The 20917-nt window shown below is 63.1% G+C and carries 31 protein-coding genes and 2 pseudogenes; 12 read left to right on the forward strand and 21 right to left on the reverse strand.

Annotated elements, in window-relative coordinates:
* The 4 genes and pseudogenes from FJ956_RS29425 to FJ956_RS29440 form a co-directional block, all read right to left on the reverse strand.
* Window positions 1-529 (reverse strand): annotated as a pseudogene (locus FJ956_RS29425) (hypothetical protein); the annotation flags it as partial.
* Window positions 526-1866: a cation diffusion facilitator family transporter gene (locus tag FJ956_RS29430; RefSeq protein WP_140684719.1), complete on the reverse strand. Its 1341-nt coding sequence runs from the start codon at window positions 1864-1866 to the stop codon at window positions 526-528. The gene FJ956_RS29430 and the pseudogene FJ956_RS29425, both read right to left, overlap by 4 nt.
* A gap of 7 nt (window positions 1867-1873) precedes the next feature.
* Window positions 1874-2131, reverse strand: coding sequence for a metal-sensing transcriptional repressor (locus FJ956_RS29435; protein WP_140684720.1), 258 nt, complete (start codon window positions 2129-2131; stop codon window positions 1874-1876).
* Window positions 2132-2261: 130 nt separating this feature from the next.
* Window positions 2262-2384: pseudogene (locus tag FJ956_RS29440) on the reverse strand (AraC family transcriptional regulator); the annotation flags it as partial.
* Between the two features lie 177 nt (window positions 2385-2561).
* Between FJ956_RS29440 and FJ956_RS29445 the strand changes: the two are divergent.
* Window positions 2562-2897 (forward strand): hypothetical protein, encoded by a 336-nt coding sequence (locus FJ956_RS29445; RefSeq protein WP_140684721.1) that lies wholly within the window; start codon window positions 2562-2564, stop codon window positions 2895-2897.
* Window positions 2898-2939: 42 nt separating this feature from the next.
* Here the strand turns inward: FJ956_RS29445 and FJ956_RS29450 are convergent, their stop codons facing one another.
* Window positions 2940-3089 (reverse strand): hypothetical protein, encoded by a 150-nt coding sequence (locus FJ956_RS29450; protein ID WP_140684722.1) that lies wholly within the window; start codon window positions 3087-3089, stop codon window positions 2940-2942.
* A 246-nt stretch (window positions 3090-3335) separates the two neighbouring features.
* On the opposite strand from FJ956_RS29450, the gene FJ956_RS29455 reads away from it, so the two are divergent.
* The 3 genes from FJ956_RS29455 to FJ956_RS30670 all read left to right on the forward strand — a co-directional run bounded on the left by FJ956_RS29455 (window position 3336) and on the right by FJ956_RS30670 (window position 4374).
* Window positions 3336-3518: a hypothetical protein gene (locus FJ956_RS29455; RefSeq protein WP_036258067.1), complete on the forward strand. Its 183-nt coding sequence runs from the start codon at window positions 3336-3338 to the stop codon at window positions 3516-3518.
* A 62-nt stretch (window positions 3519-3580) separates the two neighbouring features.
* Window positions 3581-3961 (forward strand): YkvA family protein, encoded by a 381-nt coding sequence (locus tag FJ956_RS29460; RefSeq protein ID WP_140684723.1) that lies wholly within the window; start codon window positions 3581-3583, stop codon window positions 3959-3961.
* A gap of 251 nt (window positions 3962-4212) precedes the next feature.
* Window positions 4213-4374 (forward strand): hypothetical protein, encoded by a 162-nt coding sequence (locus FJ956_RS30670; RefSeq protein ID WP_181170407.1) that lies wholly within the window; start codon window positions 4213-4215, stop codon window positions 4372-4374.
* A gap of 52 nt (window positions 4375-4426) precedes the next feature.
* Here the strand turns inward: FJ956_RS30670 and FJ956_RS29465 are convergent, their stop codons facing one another.
* Together FJ956_RS29465 and FJ956_RS29470 are read right to left on the reverse strand one after the other, a co-directional pair.
* On the reverse strand, window positions 4427-4642 hold the full coding sequence (locus tag FJ956_RS29465) for a hypothetical protein (RefSeq protein ID WP_140684724.1): 216 nt from the start codon (window positions 4640-4642) through the stop codon (window positions 4427-4429).
* A gap of 412 nt (window positions 4643-5054) precedes the next feature.
* Window positions 5055-5240 (reverse strand): hypothetical protein, encoded by a 186-nt coding sequence (locus FJ956_RS29470; RefSeq protein ID WP_140684725.1) that lies wholly within the window; start codon window positions 5238-5240, stop codon window positions 5055-5057.
* A 562-nt stretch (window positions 5241-5802) separates the two neighbouring features.
* Here FJ956_RS29470 and FJ956_RS29475 point away from each other — a divergent pair.
* Entirely contained in the window at window positions 5803-7200 is a 1398-nt protein-coding gene (locus FJ956_RS29475) for a sensor histidine kinase (RefSeq protein WP_140684726.1), read from the forward strand.
* Window positions 7197-7841: a response regulator transcription factor gene (locus FJ956_RS29480; protein WP_140684727.1), complete on the forward strand. Its 645-nt coding sequence runs from the start codon at window positions 7197-7199 to the stop codon at window positions 7839-7841. The genes FJ956_RS29475 and FJ956_RS29480 overlap by 4 nt, the downstream gene beginning before the upstream one ends.
* Before the next feature lie 35 nt (window positions 7842-7876).
* Here the strand turns inward: FJ956_RS29480 and FJ956_RS29485 are convergent, their stop codons facing one another.
* The 6 genes from FJ956_RS29485 to minC form a co-directional block, all read right to left on the reverse strand.
* Complete coding sequence (locus tag FJ956_RS29485; RefSeq protein WP_140684728.1) at window positions 7877-8431, reverse strand: hypothetical protein; 555 nt, start codon at window positions 8429-8431, stop codon at window positions 7877-7879.
* A gap of 368 nt (window positions 8432-8799) precedes the next feature.
* On the reverse strand, window positions 8800-9402 hold the full coding sequence (locus tag FJ956_RS30675; protein WP_181181052.1) for a hypothetical protein: 603 nt from the start codon (window positions 9400-9402) through the stop codon (window positions 8800-8802).
* 484 nt (window positions 9403-9886) lie between these two features.
* On the reverse strand, window positions 9887-10774 hold the full coding sequence (locus tag FJ956_RS29495; protein ID WP_246672240.1) for a DMT family transporter: 888 nt from the start codon (window positions 10772-10774) through the stop codon (window positions 9887-9889).
* Between the two features lie 307 nt (window positions 10775-11081).
* Complete coding sequence (gene minE, locus FJ956_RS29505; protein WP_042638296.1) at window positions 11082-11354, reverse strand: cell division topological specificity factor MinE; 273 nt, start codon at window positions 11352-11354, stop codon at window positions 11082-11084.
* On the reverse strand, window positions 11351-12166 hold the full coding sequence (gene minD / locus FJ956_RS29510) for a septum site-determining protein MinD (RefSeq protein WP_140684730.1): 816 nt from the start codon (window positions 12164-12166) through the stop codon (window positions 11351-11353). The genes minE and minD overlap by 4 nt, the downstream gene beginning before the upstream one ends.
* A gap of 105 nt (window positions 12167-12271) precedes the next feature.
* Window positions 12272-13174, reverse strand: coding sequence for a septum site-determining protein MinC (minC, locus tag FJ956_RS29515; RefSeq protein ID WP_140684731.1), 903 nt, complete (start codon window positions 13172-13174; stop codon window positions 12272-12274).
* Window positions 13175-13357: 183 nt separating this feature from the next.
* Here minC and FJ956_RS29520 point away from each other — a divergent pair, with 183 nt between their 5' ends.
* The 3 genes from FJ956_RS29520 to FJ956_RS29530 all read left to right on the forward strand — a co-directional run bounded on the left by FJ956_RS29520 (window position 13358) and on the right by FJ956_RS29530 (window position 15047).
* On the forward strand, window positions 13358-13789 hold the full coding sequence (locus FJ956_RS29520) for an SgcJ/EcaC family oxidoreductase (RefSeq protein WP_140684732.1): 432 nt from the start codon (window positions 13358-13360) through the stop codon (window positions 13787-13789).
* A gap of 103 nt (window positions 13790-13892) precedes the next feature.
* A complete protein-coding gene (locus tag FJ956_RS29525; RefSeq protein ID WP_140684733.1) occupies window positions 13893-14327 on the forward strand; it encodes a hypothetical protein in 435 nt (144 codons plus the stop codon).
* 408 nt (window positions 14328-14735) lie between these two features.
* The gene (locus tag FJ956_RS29530) at window positions 14736-15047 is read left to right on the forward strand and encodes a DUF982 domain-containing protein (RefSeq protein ID WP_210243615.1); all 312 of its coding nucleotides are present in this window, start codon (window positions 14736-14738) and stop codon (window positions 15045-15047) included.
* 304 nt (window positions 15048-15351) lie between these two features.
* Here the strand turns inward: FJ956_RS29530 and FJ956_RS30680 are convergent, their stop codons facing one another.
* From FJ956_RS30680 to FJ956_RS29560, 7 genes are all read right to left on the reverse strand, one after another.
* Window positions 15352-15501: a hypothetical protein gene (locus tag FJ956_RS30680; protein ID WP_181170404.1), complete on the reverse strand. Its 150-nt coding sequence runs from the start codon at window positions 15499-15501 to the stop codon at window positions 15352-15354.
* A gap of 100 nt (window positions 15502-15601) precedes the next feature.
* Window positions 15602-15784 (reverse strand): hypothetical protein, encoded by a 183-nt coding sequence (locus FJ956_RS29535; RefSeq protein ID WP_140684735.1) that lies wholly within the window; start codon window positions 15782-15784, stop codon window positions 15602-15604.
* Window positions 15785-15886: 102 nt separating this feature from the next.
* Window positions 15887-16162, reverse strand: coding sequence for a DUF1488 domain-containing protein (locus FJ956_RS29540; RefSeq protein WP_140684736.1), 276 nt, complete (start codon window positions 16160-16162; stop codon window positions 15887-15889).
* Entirely contained in the window at window positions 16159-16485 is a 327-nt protein-coding gene (locus tag FJ956_RS29545) for a hypothetical protein (protein WP_140684737.1), read from the reverse strand. The genes FJ956_RS29540 and FJ956_RS29545 overlap by 4 nt, the downstream gene beginning before the upstream one ends.
* Entirely contained in the window at window positions 16482-16718 is a 237-nt protein-coding gene (locus FJ956_RS29550; protein ID WP_140645013.1) for a hypothetical protein, read from the reverse strand. Before FJ956_RS29550 ends, FJ956_RS29545 begins: the two co-directional genes overlap by 4 nt.
* A 105-nt stretch (window positions 16719-16823) precedes the next feature.
* On the reverse strand, window positions 16824-17129 hold the full coding sequence (locus FJ956_RS29555; protein ID WP_140684738.1) for a hypothetical protein: 306 nt from the start codon (window positions 17127-17129) through the stop codon (window positions 16824-16826).
* Complete coding sequence (locus FJ956_RS29560; protein ID WP_140684739.1) at window positions 17126-17389, reverse strand: hypothetical protein; 264 nt, start codon at window positions 17387-17389, stop codon at window positions 17126-17128. Before FJ956_RS29560 ends, FJ956_RS29555 begins: the two co-directional genes overlap by 4 nt.
* Before the next feature lie 580 nt (window positions 17390-17969).
* Between FJ956_RS29560 and FJ956_RS29565 the strand changes: the two genes are divergently transcribed.
* From FJ956_RS29565 to FJ956_RS29575, 3 genes are all read left to right on the forward strand, one after another.
* Window positions 17970-18182 (forward strand): hypothetical protein, encoded by a 213-nt coding sequence (locus tag FJ956_RS29565; protein ID WP_140684740.1) that lies wholly within the window; start codon window positions 17970-17972, stop codon window positions 18180-18182.
* Window positions 18183-18228: 46 nt separating this feature from the next.
* Window positions 18229-18420, forward strand: coding sequence for a hypothetical protein (locus tag FJ956_RS29570; protein ID WP_140684741.1), 192 nt, complete (start codon window positions 18229-18231; stop codon window positions 18418-18420).
* 73 nt (window positions 18421-18493) lie between these two features.
* Window positions 18494-19885: an FAD-binding oxidoreductase gene (locus tag FJ956_RS29575; RefSeq protein ID WP_181170405.1), complete on the forward strand. Its 1392-nt coding sequence runs from the start codon at window positions 18494-18496 to the stop codon at window positions 19883-19885.
* Between the two features lie 242 nt (window positions 19886-20127).
* Here FJ956_RS29575 and FJ956_RS29585 read toward each other — a convergent pair whose 3' ends face one another.
* Window positions 20128-20553, reverse strand: a complete 426-nt coding sequence (locus tag FJ956_RS29585) for a globin family protein (RefSeq protein ID WP_140684743.1) — start codon at window positions 20551-20553, stop codon at window positions 20128-20130.
* Window positions 20554-20917 lie beyond the last annotated feature (364 nt).

A 20917-nucleotide genomic window follows, 5' to 3' on the forward strand; every position in this document is an offset into this window, starting at 1 on the left:
CCTCCCCGCGCAAAACGCACGAAACTGTTCGCGATGTCTTCGCACACCTGTTCGCGATGTCCCCAGTCCATACAGGGATCAGTCCGGCCATGATGCCGACCGCTTCGCCTTCATGGACATGATGATGGTGGCGGCCGCGCAGCGCGCGCCAGATCATCCACACGCCGACCAGACCCAGCAGCCCACGGCTCAACGTTTCGAGTGCCGGGGCGCGGCCGACGCTGCCCAGCGAGATCGAGACGAGCGGCAACGCCAACACCGCAATGAGCACCGCCAGCGTAATGTGGGTGAAGGAAAGCGCGAGAGAAGCGAGCAATCCGCGAGACAATTTCACCTGCGAGCCGGCGATATAGGCGGCAAGCAGCGTCTTCGAATGGCCGGGCATCAGCGCGTGGGACGCGCCGAACACGACGCCCATAGGCAATACCGCAAGAAGCGCCAACCAGTTGCCGTCCGTGGCGAACACCTTCAGGTGTTGCGCCACAGCGAGATAGATCTCACGTTGATATTCGAAGAGTGCCTGTATCATCTATTCGCGTGTCCATGGCGATGGCCTTCCGGCTCTGCCATGGCGAAGGGGAGATCCTCGCTGTCGGGACCAGCCGCCAGTTGCAGCCTGGCGCTGAATTCATGCGGTTCGGCCGGAGCGACCAGGCTTTGCAGATAGTGATGGTCGCCACCGACCGGGGACAGCACCAGCCGCTCGATGCCTCCCGGCCGCTCAATAGCTACACCGGCTTGCAGGCCCTCGGCGTGACGCGAGAGGCGCAGCCGCATACGCTCGCCTTGCGGTGTGTCGACGATTTCGAGCAGCCCGCTGGCCAGCTTGCCGGCGACAAGGAACGGATCGGGCGCGTGGTGGTGGCCGCCCTCCGTCTCCGGCTCGGCGAAGCGCACCGTGGCGACGTCGAGTGCCGGGATGTGCGCGAAGAGCTCGGCCTTGAGCGAAGCGGCGATGTTGTTCGCGGCGGCAAGCAGCAGCCCGTCATTGACCGCGATCTCCACATCGACATGCAGCTTGTGACCGAGCCAGCGGGCCTTGGCGCCGACCACCCTGTCGATACCGGTGACATGTTCGGCGGCGTGATGAACCTCATCGACAAGACCCGGCTCGACGCCGTCCAGCATGCGCGTCAGCACCGAGCGCGCCGACTGCCAGACGATGCCGAAGATGGCGATGGTGATCAAAAGGCCGATGATCGGGTCGGTGAGCGGATAGCCGAGCCAGACGCCGAGCGCGCCGGCAACGACGGCGAGGCTGGTGAGCCCGTCGGTGCGGGCGTGATAACCGTCGGCGATCAAGGCCGCGCTGTTTATCTGGCGGCCGACGCGGATGCGGAACACCGCCACCACCTCATTGCCGAGGAAGCCGATGATGCCGGCCGCGGCAAGCCAGCCCAGGAACTGGATAGGCTGCGGATTGAACAGGCGATTGATCGCCTCGTAACCTGCCACCAGCGCGCTGGCCAGGATGATGAGCACGATGACTATGCCGGCAAGGTCCTCGACCCGGCCAAGGCCGTAGGTAAAAGTTCTTGTCGGCTTGCGGCGCGCCAGCACGAAAGCGATCCAGAGCGGGATCGCGGTGGTGGCGTCGGCGACGTTGTGGATGGTGTCGGCGAGCAGCGCCACGCTGCCTGAAAAGACGACAACCGCGATCTGCAGCGCGGCCGTCATGGCCAAGATGACGAACGACCATTTGATCGCCCAGATGCCGCGCTCCGTCGTGGCGATCGTCGCGTCGATCACGCCATGTGTATGCCCATGCGGTCCGTGATGGTCGTGGCCGTGCCCGTCATGGTCACGTCCGCCATGGTCATGTCCGTGCGCGCCGAAGCCGAGCCAGTCGAGCGCTTTTTCCCACATCGCCGCCTCACAGATATTTGGTGAGCTGCTTCAGCTCTTTGAGCGTGTCCCTGGTCGGTTCGCCGCCTTCGACGAGGCAATGCTCCATATGGTCGTGAATCAGCTCGCGCTTGGCGTTGCCGACCGCGCTTTCGACGGCGTGAAGCTGTTGCGCGAGGTCAAGGCAGGGCCGGCCCTGCTCGAACATGGTGAGCACCGCGGCGAGATGGCCGTGCGCACGCTTGAGCCGGGCGATGATGTCGGGATGGGAGCTGTGTATCGTCATGGCAATATCCTATCCTCCAGGGTAGGATATTGCCAACAGACAATGCGCCTCGAACTCTCGAGGCTGGCCTCCGGCAGGGCTGGACTCGCCGACCCGCCGAGCGTGACAGCTGCGCACTCCCGGAATTGCCCTAATGCGCTGCCCTGGCATGGCGGCTGAAGGCAGTGCTGAAGGTGCTGGCCGAGCCATAGCCGACGCGCTCGACGACCTCGGCTGTGTCGGCCCCCCGCCGACGCAGCACGTCTTTGGCCAGCGGGCAGTATTCTGCGGCGAAATCCCCGGCTTCATGCGATCGACTGGCCGCGGCGACCGGCAGCCCGACAGCAACCAAACGCTTGGTTTCCCGTTTATTTTAGCGGTTGTCGCCACCTACCGTGGCGCCAACCGGCTCCGGCGGCCAGAGACCGCGCGGAGCTGAAAGGAGGCCGCAATGACACGGCCCGCAGTGGAAATAGGAGACCGGGTGGCTGTCATCGCCACGGTGGTCGAGCGCATCAAGGACCGCGTGATGCTGAAGCTCGACGGCGACGGCCATACTTATTCGATGGTCGAGCCCAGTGCCAAGGCTGGCGACAAGCTCAGACTCGAGGGCGAAGTCGTGCATGTCGACAAGGATCTCGGACGCACGACCGTGCAGGTTCTGGGGCGCGTGACCGTCGACACCCGGTCGGTCGAGATGGTGACGCGACGTTGCGACCTCGACCATATCGGCTCGAACGTGCCGGGCCACCCTCGCCCACGCACCCCGCCGCGACCGCATGGGTGAGCCGGGGCCGAGCCGCGGCTCTGTCGTGGGACGATGACCGGTCTAATGGCGCTTGAAATACTGCACTTCGCGTTCGTGCTTTTCCGCCACTTCGCGCGACTTGAAGGTGCCTAGATTGCGGCGCTTGCCGGTTCTCGGATCGATTTTGCGCGAATAGAGCCTGTATTCGCCGGATTTCAGCTTACGGATCATGGCGGTCTCCTTGTGAACCAGGAACCTAACCCGCCTGGGGCCGTCGCGGTTCCAGGCAGGCCATCCAGCCCGCTGGCGGCCTGGCCGCAAAAAAGCGCCGCTGTCGGTGAACCATTTCACGGACGCAAACGACCCAATGTCGGAATCGACACCGTAACGACACGATTGAGTCGGATTATTTGTATTCAAATGACTTTGGCGACGTTATGCGGATGTCGCCGAAGTGCCGGATCTGAGGAGGGTGAGATGGTTACGGCGAAGCTTCACGGCGTTGAACTCGTCAGGGGCCAGAAGTGGACGGTGCGCGTCACCGCCTACGGCACGACACTCATCTTTCCCTTCGAAGCCGAGCAATATGCGCGCTCCTATGCAGATGGCCAAGCCTTCCGCCTCGGCGTCGAGGTTGTCGAGTTGAAGGACTGCGCCTGAGAGGCCGAGCCGGCGATTCGCCTGTTGGCCTGACGACCCGCACAGCTGTATAGAATGGGCACATGTCGGCTTTCGACTCGGCAAAGCAATGGGCGCGCAAGATCAAGCGCGATGTGGTTGCGCTCTGGATCGCCGCCCGCGATCCGCGTGTGCCCTGGTATGCAAAAGCCGCCGCGGGCGCAGTCGCCGCCTATGCGCTGAGCCCCATCGATCTTATCCCGGATTTCATCCCGATCTTCGGCTACCTCGACGACCTGCTGATCGTGCCTGTCGGCATCATGCTCGCGGTCAAGCTGGTCCCGTCCGATCTGATGCAGGAATTCCACGAAGAGGCCGCACGACGCGAGAAGCCGGTGAGCAAGGCCGGGCTCGTCTTCATGATCGCGCTCTGGGCGCTTGCGGCGTTGGCCCTCGCTTGGCTGTTCTGGCCGAAGCCGACCTAAAGCGCGTCGCGATCTTTCAGATTCGCTCCATGCGCTTTAGGTTTTTGATTTTACGCATGTCTTTACCCCGAAACCGGTTCCCACTTTCGGGAGACATGCTTTAGATCCTTCAGCCAGCGTAGCCGCGCATGCCAGCGGAATCCCACCCAGCGACTAAATTAGCTATTCCTTGTAATTTATGCAAATCAGGGCCATGCTCGCCCAGTGCGTGAAATGGCAAGCACAAAGGGTGGATCAACAACGGGTCAGGCGTGATGGAGTTCGCAGTCTGCTACGACCACAGCGGGTTCGATCTGGCACGGTCGCTCTTCCTCGATGTCACGGCGTTCTTTGCGCTTCTGGCGCCATGGGCGGTCGCGCGACTCATCGAGATGTTGCGCGAGCATAGCGCAATCAGTCTACAGGCGGCCTGAACTCGAACTGCCGCTTTCATCCGCTGCACACTTTTCCTGGAATCGCTCTAAATTAGCCGTCGCGGAAGACCTTTCGGATCGACAGGTCGCCGAACAACGCCGAACAGTCGATCTCCTCCTGGAAATTCGCCTGTGGGTCGAGCACCAGCCACGAAGCGTGGGTGCGAAGATCCTTCAGCCTGGCATTCTTTTGCGCGCGCGCCAGGCGCTCGGCCTCGGAGGCCTGAAAAGGCCTTTCGGCCTTGTGATGGTGAGGGATCCTCGACATCGCGGCGGAAAACGCGCTTGCCCCGCTTTTCGTTCCGTCGAAAGCGGCGAGTCGGACACCTCCTGACGCGTTCCCGCGAAGGCGTTGCGCTCTGTCTCAAACGGTGTCGAGCTTGGGGGGGCGGATCGGCGGTTGGGGTAGCCCGGCTTGCCTTGGCGGTAAAAGAGTACGGCTCTTTGACAGGCAAGCCGGGCTAAAGCGCCGACCATTGGGTTTCCTTGGGGGGGAGCCGGCGCGGGGACAGAGTGTCCGTTTCCCGTTGTGCCCGCAATTGTCGCTGAGGTCCTAAGCGCCCGCGCAATGGTCCGACCGGCTGGAGACGTGATGCCGCAATTCCGGACGGAAGGCTACGGCAGGCGCGCCGAGCCTAACCGCTCACACTTTTCCCTGGAATTGCTCCACGCCCGAACGCTCAAGCCCGCGTAAGACCGCCGCCTTTTTGCAGCGCCCTCTTGACGAAAAGCTCGGCGTGTTGCGCCCATTCCGCTTCCGCGACGTCGTTCTCACGAACGGACTGCCTGAAAGCTTCCCGCAGAGCCTCGAGTTCAAAGATCGACAGCCGCTGGTTTCTTTTTTGCTTTTTTGTGCCGGCGTCCATAGTGCGTTGCCAAGAACTGCAAGGTGAAGCCCATTGTATATGCGGCGGCTGTTCGACCCATCAACACCGTGGCCCTGACTTCTTTTGGGGGCAAATTTTGACGCGGCGTCCGCGTCTTCTGCCGGGACGATGCGGCTCGTCCTGCCGACTGTGGACGGGGTTTGCATGGCCGATCCGTCCGGCAGGTCCGCCGCTATATGTCTGTACCTTCAACGCCCGATAAAAAGACCGCCTCGGGCCAAGGCCCCGGCGGTGTGACGCTATATCTTGCAGGTTATACGTCTTTTGGTATGGACCCGACGCTCGATTGGTGGTTGTCTTGGCATTGCTAAAATCATCCGTAATTTCAGGTGGCAGCCGGCCCGCGTCTTCTCCGCTAAGAGGAACGACGCGGGCTTTTGCCGCTCGGGGAGAGCCCCCGCCGCTGGCGAAGCCAAGCCCGCCCGTTCGCGAGCGCGCAACCCTGTCGCCATTAACCTTCCCCACCGGCACGGACCAAGGTCGGTGTCGCAATTGCCTCCCCTCACCTATACTGTCGCGGACGGATGGGTAAATGGTGCCGATGTTTGGGAGGTATTTAAAACGACCTGCACGAATCTGGAGCGGTCTGTCGCTGGCCTGGCAGTTCGTGATCGCGGGCGGCATCGGCCTTCTGGCCGTAATGCTTGTGGTCGGGCTGTGGGTGACATCGCAGATCCGTGACGGCGTCTTGCACAATTCCGCCGCAACCACCGCGCTCTATGTCGACAGCGTGATCGCGCCGCTGCTGCCCGACATGCGCAAGAGCCAGGAACTCGACGACACGGTCAAGCGGGCGCTGGACGAGACGCTCGGCCAGGGCGCGCTCGGCAAAAGGCTGGTGTCGTTCAAGCTTTGGCGGCGCGACGGCACGATCCTCTATTCAAAGGACGCAAGCCTGATCGGCAGGCAGATCAAGCCCAACGCCAACCTCATCGCCGCTTTCGCTGGCAACGTCATGGTCAAATACAACAGGCTCGAGGACGAGGAAGACGACAAGGAGCGGTCGATGGGCGCTCCGCTGCTGGAAATCTACAACCCGGTGCGCGAGCCCTGGTCGGGCGAGGTCGTCGCCGTGACCGAATTCTACGAATTGTCCGGCGACTTCGAGGAATCGCTCCACTCAGCCCTGCTGTGGACATGGCTGGTGGTGGCGGTCGCCACCGCGGCGGCGCTGGCGCTGCTCTCCGGCATCGTTTTCCGCGGCAGCCGCACCATCGTCACGCAGCAGGCGGCGCTCGAGGCCAAGGTTTCCGAATTGCAGGCGGCGCTAGCGCAGAACTCGTCGCTGCGCCAGCGCGTCCAGCGAGCCTCGCGTCGCGCCACCGCCATCAACGAGCGGTATCTGCGGCGTATCGGCGCCGACCTGCATGACGGGCCGGCGCAACTGGTGGCGCTCGCCGCGCTCAGGATGGACAGCCCGGTGCTGGTCGATCCGACCACATCGAGCACGCTGCGCGAGGCCGAGATCGCCGGCATCCACAAGACGCTCGGCGAGGCGATGCGCGAGATACGCGGCATCTGCAACGGGCTGGTGTTGCCGCAGATCGAAACGCAGGCTATCGCCGACATCTTGCGGCTGGCGGTGGCCGAGCATGAGCGGCGCACCAGCACCAAGGTGTTGCTAACCCTGCCCGAGCGCTTGCCGGAACTCGGCACATCGGAAAAGATCAGCATCTATCGCTTCGTGCAGGAAGGCCTGAACAACGCCTTCCGCCACGGCAAGGGCAAGGGCCAGCAGGTCAGAGCCACGACGAAAGGCGGCAAATTCCTGGTCGAGGTGCTGGACACCGGCCCCGGCTTCGACCCGGCCCGAAGCGAGGGCCTTGGGCTTGCCGGCCTCAGGGAACGTATCGAAAGCATAGGCGGGCAGTTCGAAACACTGACCGGCCCGGGAGGAACCAGGCTGGTGATCACCTTGTCTGTCGAGGAGCAACCGTGAGCACATCAATCCGCATCGCAATAGTCGACGACCACCCACTGTTTCGCGAGGGCGTGGCGCGCAGCCTCGGCGAGATAGGCGGCTTCGAGCTCGTAGGCGAAGGCGCCAGCGCCGAGGACGCCGAAAGGCTGGCGCGCGCCAGCACGCCCGATATTCTTCTGCTCGACATCAGCATGCCGGGCGGCGGCCTCAACGCGCTGGCCGGCATCCTTTCAGCCATGCCCGAGCAGAAGATCGTCATGCTCACCGTGTCGGAGACCAACGCCGACGTCGCCCAGGCGCTGAAGGCCGGCGCGCGCGGCTATGTGCTGAAAGGCGTCGGCTCCAAGGCGCTGGCCGAGATCCTGCGCGACGTCGCCAGCGGCCAGAGCTACGTGTCGCCGAGCCTCTCGGCGAGGCTGCTTTCCGACCTTTTGCAGCCCACCGGCAGCAAGCTCGATCCGCTCAGCCAACTCACCGGCCGGGAGGCCGAGATCCTGAAACTGGTCGCGGAGGGGCTCAGCAACAAGGAGGTGGCCGCCCGGCTGTCGCTGCAGGAGAAGACGGTCAAGCATCACATGACCAGGGTGCTCGCCAAGCTCAACGTGCGCAACCGCACCGAGGCGGCGCTGCTGATGCATGAGGCCAGGGAGAGGAATTGAGGACTGGGGAACTGAGGAATTGGATTCTTCAACCCTCATAAGCTCAGCAGGCGTGACAGATCTTCCTCCGTCGCCTGCCGTTCGATGATGGTGCGGCCTTGCGCGTCCATCATCTCGAAACGGCCGTTCTGGACCTGCTCCTTCATGCCGTTGCGATGGATGACGGTAACCTTGTCGCCATCGATCGAGAGTGTGTCGCCGGTTGTGGCGTTGGTGTAGCTGTTCTTGCCGCCGGGATCGGTATTGCCCTTGCCGCTATTGTTGCCCGGCCCGGCATTGGGGTTGCCGCCGCCGGCATTGCTGTTGCCGGAATTGCCGCCGGCATTGCTGTTTCCACTGTTGCCGCTATTGCCGGAATTCGAGCCACCGGCCGAGCCGGAATTCGAGCCGCCGGCGGAACCCGAATTGCCGCCACTGCCGTTGCCGCCATTACCACCGTTCCCGCTATAGCCATTGCCGGCATCGGCCGTGGCTACGGCAATCCTCGGGGTACCCTCAAAGATGACGTGCCAGGGCGCAACGGTCAGCGCCAGCGCGCTAAACGCGCGCAGCGCGAGCCAAGCAAGCCTGCTGAAGGGGCGGTTTCGCATATTGTCTCTTCGTTCCGGTCCCGCCTCGGCATGGCCGAAGTTCCGCTCACGGCACAGCCGAGGCGCAACCGGTGTCTTCACCCGGGCAAGAATTCATATCCGGCAAGGCTACGAAAGCGGCCCACGACCCATGCCCCGACCAGTCGGACCATTTCCGGCGTCATGGCTGACCAATGTCGCAACGACAGGTTTTACCGCGCAAAAAATTACCCCCGCACGAAGGCGGGGGTAAGGTGAGTAGCCAAATTCTACCGCAGACGATCAGGACCGCAGAGACGAAGCAAAAGGTGGCAACCTGATTTTGCAGCGCTGACCTTCGGTCCCTTAAGATCTAATCCCGATAAAACCTCGCTCTCACAAACTCTGTCTCACAAATTCTTCAGGCGATTGAGATCGGCCATGGTGGCTTTGCGGTCGACGATGGTGCGTCCGTACTTGTCTTCCATCCTGAACCGGCCGTTCTCGATCTTCTCCTTCATTCCATTGCGGTGCGTGACCTGGATTCTGTTGCGTGTGGCCTCGACCTTGTCGCCCGTCAGGGCGTTAACATGATCATCGACATCGGCGGTGCTTGCCGCGCTGGCGCTGCTGTTCTTGCCGCTGTTGCCGTTTCCGTTGTCGCCGCCGCTGTTGCCGTTTCCGTTGTCGCCGCCGCTGTTGCCGTTTCCGTTGTTTCCGCCATTGCCGGAATTCGAGCCACCAGCCGAACCGGAATTGGAGCCGCCGGCCGAGCTGGAATTGCCGCTATTCCCGTTGCCGCTATTCCCGCCTCCGTTGCCGTTCCCGCTATTGCCGCCCCCGTTACTGTTTCCACCACCCTTGCCGCCGCCACTACCACCGCCACCTTTGCCGCCGGCATAGGCTTTGGTCACGACGAGACCATCGATGGAGAGACTGAAAGGCGTGACGACAAGCGCCAACGCAGCCAGTGCTGGCAAGACTAGCCTGCAGCCCCCGCGCGATGCGCGCATTCCGTTCTCCCCATGCCAGCCCGTCAGCCCGTCGGCCGAACTACCCCACCGGCAATGTCGCAGCATAAGCATCCCCAATCAGCAAGGCATAAGGAAGTGGCCCACGACCCTTGTGTTGTCCACTCGGACCTATTGCAATTCTTTCATGGGACCTAAGTCTTATTTCAACCACTGGATGCGGTCGGACATCGCCGCCGCAAAGGTGCATTTTCCGAAGACTACCAATCCCTTAAAGCGCGTCGCACTGAAACGGATTCAGGCGACGCGCTTTAAGGCTTTGTTTTGATGCATGTCGTTATCGCAAAACCGCTGCACACTTTTGCGCGACAACGAGCAGCGGGCTCCGAAGCGGTTCACCGTCTCACGGAAACGGCAAACCACCGCGCCTCTGTTTTGAAGCAGCTATGGACGGGAGGCCACCACGAAGCGCCGGGCCTGACCGCTTCGCGCATTTCCAGGAAGCGCCCGGGTTCGGAAGATGGATTCAGGCAGGCAAAGGCATCGGCCGCCGCGCCGCAACCGCCGTGCCGAAAGCGGCAGCAATGACGGCGGCGACGCCCGCGCATTGCAAAAGGTCGAGCTTCTCATGCAGGAACAGAAAGCCGGTCAGCGCGCCACCCGCCGGCTCCAGGCAGACCAGCATGCCGTAGACCTTGGCCGGCATGCGGGCCAGCACCAGCATTTCCAGATAGAAGGGCAGCGCGCTGGAGAACAGGCCGACCACGGTAGCGCCCGCCATGACGTGCGGGTCGGCGAGATAGGGCTGCGCGGCGTTGAAGCCGAAGGGCAGCGCCAGCACGGCGGCGATCGCCATGCCATAGGCGGAGGTGCGCACGCCGAGCTCGGCGCCGGCCTTCTGCGCGAAGATGATGTAGAGCCCCCAGCAGGCGCCCGCCGCCAGCGCCAGCGCCACGCCTGTCGGATCGAGCCCGCGGCTGATACCGGCAAAGGGCGACAAAAGCACGATGCCGACGACGGCCAGCGCCACCCAGACAAGGTCGAGCAGGCGCCTGGAGCCGAGCGTAGCGACGAACAGCGGCCCGGTGAATTCGAGCGCCACGCAGACGCCGAGCGGAATGCGCTGGAGCGCGGCATAGAACAACATGTTCATGGCGCAGACGGTGATGCCGTAGGCGGCGAGCCAGGGCAGGTTTTTGCGCGAGGGCAGCACTTTCCAGGGCCTCAGCACCGCCGCCAGCATCAGCGCGCCAATGGCGAGCCTCAGCATGGTCGTGCCTTGCGGCCCCAGAACCGGGAACAGCCCCTTGGCAAAGGCGGCGCCGACCTGCACGGACAGCATTGCGCCGAGCAGGCCAAGCACCGGCATGGCGCCGACAGGGGCGTCCGGCTTCGCGGTCCGTGCTGTGGTCAATCCTGACTCCATCCTTGGTTGGGGACGGAGATAGGACGCGCCGGTTGCGCTGTCGTGAGGCAGGGCGAGGTGGATGGGTGGGACAAGAATGGTGGATAGCGGCCTACCCGTGTTCGTCCTATGGCTTGACCCGAGGATCCTGTGCCGTGACGCTAAGGCGTTGCAACGATTGTAGAATTCTCCACGGCGGATCTCCGTGGCAAGGTCGCGCCATGGATCCTCGGGTCAAGCCCGAGGATGACGAAGCGTTGGCGCAGCCCTCTCCGGCCGCTGCTCGGCCCACCTCTCGGGGGCGAGGAACCAGGCGCTAGCCCGCCATGGCGAGCGGCGCGGCGCTCTTGTTGGGGATCTGGATGTCGATCTCCAGCGTCGACATGGTCGCGCCGCGGTCCATCGAGACCTGGAGGTAGTCCTGGTCGATCTGCACATGCTTGGCGATGACCGCCATGATCTCCTCACGCAGGATGGAGACGAGATCTGGCTGGCCGCGGCTCTGGCGCTCATAGGCAAGCAGCAGCTGCAGCCGCTCGCGCGCCACCGGCGCGCTGGTGCGCCGCTTGAAGAGATCGAGGATGCTCATGCGGCCCTCCTTCCGAGAAGCCGGTCGAGGAAGCCCTTGCGTTCGAAGGGGACGACCACCGGCAGGTCCTCGCCTTCCAGGCGTCTTGCCGCTTCGAGATAAGCCTTTGCGGCACCATTGAGCGGTTCCGAGAGCGTGACGGGCGAGCCAAGATTGGAGGCCCGCAGCACATCCTGGCTTTCCGGGATGATGCCGAGCAGCGGCGTGGAGAGTATCTCCAGCACGTCGTCGATCGACAGCATCTCGCCGCGCGAGGCGCGCGCCGCGTCGTAGCGGGTGACCAGCACGTGTTTTTGCACCAGCTCGCCCTGCTCGGCCTTCATGGTGCGGGCATCGAGCAGGCCGATGATGCGGTCGGAGTCGCGCACCGACGAGACTTCCGGATTGGTGACGATGACTGCCTCGTCGGCGAAGCGCATGGCGAGCTGGGCGCCGCGCTCGATGCCGGCCGGGCTGTCGCAGAAGACATAGTCGAACACCGAGCGCAGCCGGGCGATGACTTCCTCCACGCCCTCTTCGGTCAGCGCGTCCTTGTCGCGTGTCTGCGAGGCGGGCAGCAGGTAGAGGGTCTCCAGCCGCTTGTCGCGGATCAGCGCCTGCGAAAGCTTCGCCGTGCCTTGGATGACGTTGACGAGGTCGAACACCACGCGGCGCTCGGCGCCCATGATGAGGTCGAGGTTCCTCAGGCCGACGTCGAAATCGACCAGCGCCACCTTCTTGCCGGTCCTGGCCACGGCGGCGCCGAGCGCGGCCGTCGAGGTTGTCTTGCCGACGCCCCCCTTGCCCGATGTGACCACGACTACCTTGCCCATATATCCAGCCTCCATTGGCGGTTTTTATTCTCTGGCCGTGCGCGGCACGGCGGACTCGTAAATAACTTTGGCACGCGAAACCGGTCCGAAGCTTGCGCCGCCGGACTAGCCGAGCGGCACCACGCACAGCGCATCGTTGTCGAGGAAGGCCTGCACGGCCTTGCCGCGCGAGACGCCCTCCATCTCCTCGGCCGTGGTGTACCAGCCGTCGACGGCGAGCAGCTCGGCCTCGTTCTTGCGGCAGAAGATGCGCGCCGAAATATTGCCTTCGGAACCCGCGATCGCGCGGCCGCGCAACGTGCCATAGACATGGATCGAGCCGCCGGCGACGATTTCCGAGCCGGACGCGACCGAGCCCAGCACGATCACGTCGCCATGCGGATGGAAGACCGACTGCCCGGAGCGGATCGGCGCCTTGATCATCAATGTGCCGGCCGAAGGCGCCGGAGCAGCGCCCTGCCCGGGCTTTTCCGCTTCTGCCTGGGCCGGCTCGATCCTGACTGCTTCCAGCCTCGCCAGTTCGGGGTCGACCGGTTCATCGCCGGACATCTCGATAAGAGAAACTTCCGCCTGCACCACCTCCGTGGCCAACTGAGTCATCTGGATAGCCTGCACTCGCTCCCCGGCGGCGGTCATTTCGAGTTCTTCCGCTCGCGCCTTGCGGGCTGCCCGGCCGAGCAGTCCCTCGGCGGTCGCCTCCTTGGCGCCGGCCAGGACCGGCGGCAAATCAGGCCCGAGTTCGGCGCCTTCCAGTTCGATGGCGTAGACGCGGATGCCGCGCGAGCCGAGCACGCCGACAAGCGCGCCAATCTCCTCCGGCCCCGGCTGCAAAATGTTCAGATCCAGCACCACCGGGCGCCCGTTGAAATAGCCCGGCGAGTTGGCGATCCAGTGATCCAATCCCTCCAGCCAGTCGGCGATCGGCGCCTCCGGCGTCAGCGTGAAAGCGACGAAGGAACGGGCGCGAAAGCGGATCGATTTGTTGTGCAAAGGGGCGGCGAAGGTCACGTCCGGGCGAATCCTTACTCAATGGTTAAAGGGTGCCGGGGCAATGGTTAACAAAAGGTTAATTTTGGGGATTGGAGCCGTTAACAGCTGACGCGGCTAAGTTCTGTGGCAGCGCGGTGACAGGGCTTGCTGATGCCGCTATCGTCTCATCCCAAGCTGGCGCAAAGCAAGGGAGATCATGTCATGAGGTTGGAGGTCGGCAGACCCGAGGATGCGGCCATTGCCTTTGCCGATGCCTGGAACAGACATGACATGGACGACTTCGCGGCGCTGTTTTCCGAGGATGCCAATTTCGTCAATGTCGTGGGCATGTGGTGGAAAAGCCGCGCAGAGATCGAAGCGGCGCACCGTGCGACTCATGGGACCATGTTTCGCGACAGCCGGTTGGAGGGTGTCGTCTCGTCCGTCGTAGAGTTGTCTCCCGGCCTTGCGTCGGTGCACTATAGATGGACCCTGACCGGCGCCTCCGCTCCGGATGGCTCGCCAGCCGGAACACGGGAAGGCATCCTGCTTCTGGTGGTGGGGAAGGAACAGGCCGGCTGGCAGATAAAGGTGGCCCAAAACACCGACATTGTTCCAGGGGCGATCGCTCCCCCTGCCAACGCGAGGAGATAGCGGCCAAGCTCGCAAGGCGTGTGAAGCGCCTAATATACGAAGCGATGCGCGCCGCCCATCCTCTTGCCCGAGACTTTCCACTCTCTTCAGGAAGGAGACGGGCATGGGCATCGATCAGGAAAGCAGCAAGCGAGCAGGCAAGACGGGTGCCACTATGGCGGCGCTGATGCTGCTTGCAGGATGCATGACGCACCAGGCGACTGGCACGGACGCATACCGGACGAGCAGCATAGACCAATGGCTGGCGACCGACGATGCCGACAAGGTGGTCAGCGCGATGAGCGCCAAGGGCATGATGCCGGCGACCATCAACTGTCGGTTCGCAGACACCACACCTGGCCAGGCGGCTTACCGCTCGAAATTCACCTGGAAACGGGCGCCTGCCAACACCCGCTACCACTGGGAAGTCGGCGACCCGACCTATCTCGCCAGCAAGGATGTCGCGTCCAGCCGGACTGGCCTGCGGCGGGTGTTCGCGAAGACGGTGCGGGATGCCGCGACGGGGCAGAAGGTCGGGTGCTCGATCTGGCAGGGTTAGGCGCCCTCATAAGGAGAGCGGCACCGGGAGGCTGATGTCTCGGCAATCGACGTGACTCCGACGCGCTCGCGCATCTATAGGATAGATGCTTGGGTGGGTTAGGTGCCGACAGCCGCTTGACAATATCGTCAAGTGTCGGCTCGCCATTGCATTCCCCTTTCGTTCCCAGCGGCTCTCGCTTCTCAATAGTTCCGCTAGCCAGACAGGAAATGTGGGCGCACAGTGGACTCTCGCTGGTGCGGCGAGGACAGTCCGGCTTGGCCTCTTGCTAAATAGGTCGGGCTGTCCAGCAGCTTCGCTTCGGACTGTACAGAAGCTTCGCCGTCGCCTCGTATGGATATGGCCCGCGTTCGCGCGTCCAAAGTATTTTTTTGTTCGCGCGGCCCGGGCGACCCGATCGAGGTCGCCTTGCGACAGATCCGCAAGAACAATGCTTGCTATATTGGGGGCGCCGGCCTAAGCCCGGCAATGGCTAATGAAAAATTCGACCAGCCAGTGACGGTTGTCACCGAGTTGACTGGCGGCGGGCAAGAGACGATCGCCGACGCGGTCGCCTGCCTGGACTTCCTGCTCAGAAGATGGCGCGGCAAACGCAGCGAAAAGCATCGTGCGGCCATTCAGGCCTGCGCGGATACGAATAGCGGGCGCCGCCCGGCCTCATTCGCGCGAAAGGCGTTCATAGTCGCCGCCCGCGAGGCCGCTATTCTGGTGACCTCCTAAAGCGCGTCGCGCTGAAGCGGATTCAGGCGACGCGCTTTAGGCCATTGTTTTCATGCATGTCGTTATCGCAAAAACCGCTGCACACTTTTGCGCGACATGCATTAAGGCTCCTCGCGCGACCTGAAATTCCTGCTTTCAATATCGATGATGTCGCCGCAATTTTCGCACTCCATCTGGGTGTGAGCGCGAATCCAGCCCACGCGTGTTTTGGCCTGGTGGTGGCACCGAGGGCATTCGACATCGATTTCGAAGTGGTCGGACTCTCGCTTTGCCATCGCAGTCCCAAGGCTGGCCTGACGCGGCATCATCCGTTGTCAGTATTTCGCTCCCGCTCGTTTTCCTGCTCCACTACCTTGCCTTTCACCTCTTTGGCCGCGAGCTTCGCCTCTTTCTTTGCCGCTTTCGCCTGATCGCGCTTGCTGCGCTCGTATCGATAGTTGGGCTTCATCGCCATGGCATTTCTCCCGCTGGATCATTGTACGGCTTGGATTTGGGTATGCCTGGGGTCGCAACCGGTCACAGGATATAAGGCCCAAACGGACGGTGGGGGAATATCAAATCAGGCGATTGCGGTCCGCGATCTCGCGTGCCCGCCTGACTGTCCCGTCGGTGTCCGCGAGTTTGCGCCGCGCTGCCTCGTCCTTCCTGATCGTCAGCCGCACTGACATGATGTCTGAATGCCTCACGACCGGCTTGATCGCGACCGGCGGTGCCTCGGGGGTATTCATCGAACGCATCGGCGTTATCCTTTCACGTAAGACGACAGCCAGGGGGGTAAGGACTGCCAGCCGCCGCATCGCTTGCCTGCATGCTCGTTCTTTCGATATCGGCTCCCCCGCCTATCGGAAACCGGTGGAGGTCAAGGTGTAGGAGTTCCGCCGCCCGCGCGCATAAGCTTTGCTTGCGGCGTCTTGGATGGAACTGCGCAACGCGTCGAATGCCGAAAGGTATGCGTTCTCGGCATTTTCCCTGCCGCCAGGCTGGTCGCCAAATGCCCCTAATGCTTCGACTTCGACGAAAAAACGGACCTGGAACATACCGTCATGCCCAATGAAGCATACGGCGTTCCGCGTCTCGTCGAAACTTCGGCTGGGATTTGGAAAGGCAAGCGTCATGTTTGATCTGCCCGCATTTCGGCATGTTCAAGTGCCAACCCGCTCCCATTCCATTCCTTTCGGCCCTCGGCATTGCGACGATTGAGATCCAACATCCTTCTCGTCGCATGCGCATGGGTAAGACCGACCATCGGAACGCCGTCGACATAGGCGGGAATTCCCGTGAAGACGTGGTAGACGGTCCAGGAATGATCAAATTCAACGCGGCGACCATATTGAAGGTCGCCGAAGTCATGGCCCAAGATGCCGCCGTTGTGTCGCGAGCCGCCGAATACGGCATTTTGAACCCGCTCGGTTTCGTCGTTGGGGATGGTTCTGTTCATACCCGTCTTTCCCCGCCTCCCTGCGCGGCAATGATCTCCGAATAGAGGGCTGCGCCATCGGCTTCGGAGATCGTGACGGCGTCCGGCCATTGCGGCATATTCAGCGTCCTCGCCAAGAGCCGCGCGATCGCGATGGCGTTATCGAGGTCGGCCGCCAGCGCCGTCTCGCGGCCGATGACGGCACGCGCGTCGTCGGCGACACGCGTGCGATAAAATTCGATCACGACCTTCATCGGGGTCCGCCGCGCCATCAGTCCTTGGCCTTCGCCTGGGCATTGATGACGGCGCACTCGATGCCAAACAGACTTTCCTGCTTCCTGGCCTCGCGGTTGGAACGCTTATGTGCCCTGGCCATGTCCGAACGTCCTTTCGATGAGGGCGATGCCATTGTCCGATGCCGGCGTCTCGACGCGCTCCAAACTGTCCTCGGTCACCACGCGCTCATGCGGTTCGCCGTCGCTGCGGATGCGGTATTGCGGCGAGCTTCCCTTTGGCGGCAGTGTGCCGGTGACACGATAGATTTCGTCAGTCTTCGGACCGGTGCCAACACCGCCCTTCAGCCGGACCGCTTGTCCGATGTCAAAAAGACGAGGGGGAGCCCCGTGCTGGATGGGGCGTGCGTTGCGTTGCAAGAGGGTTGTCATGGTTGTCTCCGGTCCTCGACGAGGGCGGCCTCGAGCGTGGCCGGTTCGATCGGTACCATTTGCCGCGTGGACCCTTTTGCGGAGATCGCCGGCAGGTGAATGAAGGTGGCGACACGGCGCCATGCAGTGCGCGAAGCGCCTTCGAGGGATTCCTCGTCGAGGTCGACGCGGTAGTCGCCGGGTGGCTGCGGCGCATCGAAGCCCGGCAGCATAAACGCCGCATTGAAGCGAACGACGGTCGGCGTGGTGCGAGTGGTCACTTGCGGCGTCCTGCGGAAACGCGCGCAGGCGCCTTCCGCTTCAATTCCAGCCGAACCGCCGAAACAATGTCCGATGCTGCCAGTACATCCGTGGTCAGCGCCGGCATCATTTCAGGGTTCGAACGAAGCGAGTTGCCGCGCCGGGAGCGGCGCAGTGCATTCGCTATCGAAAATTCGGAGGCGGATGGCGAGGCTTCACTGTGACGAAAGCCACCTCGACCAAATCAACGAATTTTATATATGCACCGCAATTACGCGGCGAACAAGGTGGCGGACGCGCTTTATTTTTCTTGGTTAAATAAAACTGCGTCGCTTGGAGCCAGAAAAACGAACAGAAATTCTTCTCATCCGCCCGATATTTTCCGAGTCTCGTAATTATTCCACCCGATATTTTTAAGAAATCCAGCTTTTGATTTCGGCATTCCTATCTATCGCCCGCCAAGCCGCCTATAACGAAAGGCATCGTCGCCCTTGCCGACACAGGAAGAAGCACCCTTGAAATCCGCTTGCCCAAACAGCCGCGTCATCCGGCGCGCGGCTTCCGGCATCCGCCAGCACCTCGATATTCGAGGTCCTCTCCATGCCTGAACCGACGCCTCCCGCCTTCGGCAAATTCGGCGCCAAGGCGCCGGCCGCCGCCGTGACGGAGCCAGCCAGACCGAAGCGCCTGGAGAATGCAGCGGCGCGCGGGCTGGCGACGCTCTCTTCACATGGATCGCTCGCCTTGAAGCTGTATGTGACGTTGTGGATCGTCGCCGTGGCGGTGTCGGTATTTGTCATGGTGAAGGCCTGACAAGATCGGCCCGCCGACTGAGGCGCAAACGAAGAGGAATGTGATCATGGCAAACCGTTACGCGCTTCGAATGGACCGGCCAAACAGCTGGACGGTCTTCGACATCTTCACCGGCCAGCCTGCCGAGGTCGAGCAGAAGATCATGGTCGGCATCAGGACACGCCGCGCCGAAAAGCTGGTTGTCGAACTGAACATCCAGGACGTCAAACGACGGGAAGACGCTCACAGGACACCCTGATCCCGCCAAGGCGGGTGACTCCCATGCTTCGCTGCATCTATAGGGTAAGGATTCCTGGATGGAGCCAGCCAGCGTGAGCGACGACAAAGCCCTCATCACTTCCCTTCGCATCCCCTGTGCCACCTCGACCATCTGGGACGCCGCCGAGCTCGCCTCCCGCGATCCCGGCTTCGATGCCCGCAATTTCGGCGCCTCCGCGCTGGTGCGGCCGCGCGATGTCGAGGGTGTTGCGGCGCTGGTGAAATTCTGCGCGGAGCATGGCGTCAGCCTTGTCCCGCAGGGTGGGCGCACAGGGCTGGCGGGCGGGGCGGCGACTTGCTCCGGCCAGGTGATCTGCGATCTTGGCGGGTTGAACCGGATCGAGGGGATCGATCCGTTCGCGCGGGTGGCGATCGTGCAGGCGGGCGTGACGCTCGGCGTGCTGCAGGAGGCGGCGGCCCGGCATGGGCTCGACCCGGGCATCGACCTTGCCGCGCGCGGCAGCGCCACCATCGGCGGCATGGTTTCCACCAATGCCGGCGGCATCATGGCGTTTCGCAACGGCACGATGCGTCACCGCGTGCTCGGCCTGGAAGCCGTGCTGCCGGACGGGCGGGTGTTTTGCGATCTCACCCGGGTTCTCAAGACCAGCGCCGGCTATGATCTGAAACATCTCTTCATCGGCGCGGAGGGCACGCTGGGCATCGTCACCCGCGTGGCGGTGCGGCTCGATCCGGTTGCCGGCGCCAGCACCACCGCGCTTGTCGGCGTGCCGGATGCCTCCAGCGCGCAGCGCATCGTGCGGCATTTTCTGGGCTCGACCAGCGCCCGGCTCACCGCCGCCGAGATCCTGTGGCGCAATTTCGCTTCGCTCATGCAGCGGGCGCTGAGCTATGCGCCCGGCAGCCTTTCGCTCGACGCGCCCTGCCTTCTGGTGCTGGGGCTCGGCGCCGACAGCATCGAGGCGGCAAGGGGCGTGCTGGAGGACGGGCTGGCGGCGGTCTGGGAAGAGGCCGGCATCATCGACGGGCTGGTCGCGAGCTCCGAGGCGCAGGCCGCCGCGATGTGGCGGCTGCGCGAGGAGACCGAGCAGATCGAGCGCGCGCATCCCATGGCGCCCTCCTTCGACGTGTCCGTGCCGGGCGGCGGGCTGGATCAATATGTGGCGCGCATCGAGGCGGGGCTGAAGGCGCTCGACGCTTCATACGCTCCTTACGTCTACGGCCATCTCGCCGACGGCAATCTGCACATCTCGATCAATTGCGATGGGCCGGTCTCGCATGAGCGGCACGCGGCGATCGAGGATGTGCTTTACGAGGGTCTGCGCGAGGCGGGCGGCTCATTCTCGGCCGAGCACGGGGTCGGGCTGGAGAAGCGCGATGCCTATGAGCGGCACGCGGACCCGGTGAAGCGGGATTTGGCGAAGGCGATCAAAGAGATGATCGATCCGGGTAATGTGATGAATCCGGGGAAGGTCGTGGGGTGAGGATGAGGGCTATCTCTCCACACTGAGATGTTGGCGGGACAGCGCCCCCCTCTGGTCTGCCGACCATCTCCCCCACAAGTGGGGAGATCAGACGTCGCGCCGGCTTTCGCCAATCACCAACGTTGCAGAGGTGAGCGGGGCGCCGGAACCGCCAATCTCCCCCTAAGTGGGGGAGATGTCCGGCAGGACAGAGGGGGCGCGAAGGAACGCGACGCGTTCCAGCTGGCTTTTCCTGCGCTGGCTCAAGCAGCCAGCTGCACGTCCCGCGCCGCGGCGATCATCACGCCGGCCAGCAGGCCGTAGGCCGCAGCCCATGCCTCGCGCGCCTGCGGTGTAAAGGCTTCGCCAAGGCCCGCCTCGAGCGTCTCAATCAACGCCTGGCCGACGGTGGCGTAATGATGTTCCTCGACGCCGTAGCCGACATGGCGCCGGGCGAGGTCCTGGACGGTGGGCAGTATGGTCTCGGCGCGCGACAGCCCATGCACGACGAAGCCCAGCGCCGCCATCAGCTTGGCGCCCTGCTTTTTCATGTCGGTTTCGCGAAACAGCCTCCTGAGGCTGCCGTCGAGAGCGAACAGCTTCTCGTAGAACAAGGCCGCGGCTGCTTCCTTGATCGGGACGACCTCGCGAAAACTCTCCTGCACAAGCTTGATCTGGTCGGGTGTCATCGGCGCACGCTCCTGGGTGTTGGGATGCGCGACAATCGGGCTTGAGCGTTTCGCGGGCATGCCGGTTGTAGGAAGCGTGTGTTTCAGCTTGGTCTCTGGCGGGTATCGAGGTGTTTCAGCCTGGTTCCTCGCCCCCACGAAGGTGGGGGAGAGGTGGCTTGGCGAAGCCGAGACGGAGCGGGGGAATGGCGCAAACCTCGATTGGGAAAAGCATCGCTTTACGAAGCCTCCTCTCCGTCCGCTTCGCGGCCACCTCTCCCCCGCCGCTGGCGGGGGCGAGGAAAAGCGTGTCCGAACCGGATAGATAGGTAACAGAATGGACCGATTAGATGGGTGACAGTTTTCTTGTCTGCCGGGAGGACCG

The sequence above is a fragment of the Mesorhizobium sp. B2-4-3 genome (genome assembly GCF_006442815.1).
In the GTDB taxonomy this organism is placed as follows: domain Bacteria; phylum Pseudomonadota; class Alphaproteobacteria; order Rhizobiales; family Rhizobiaceae; genus Mesorhizobium.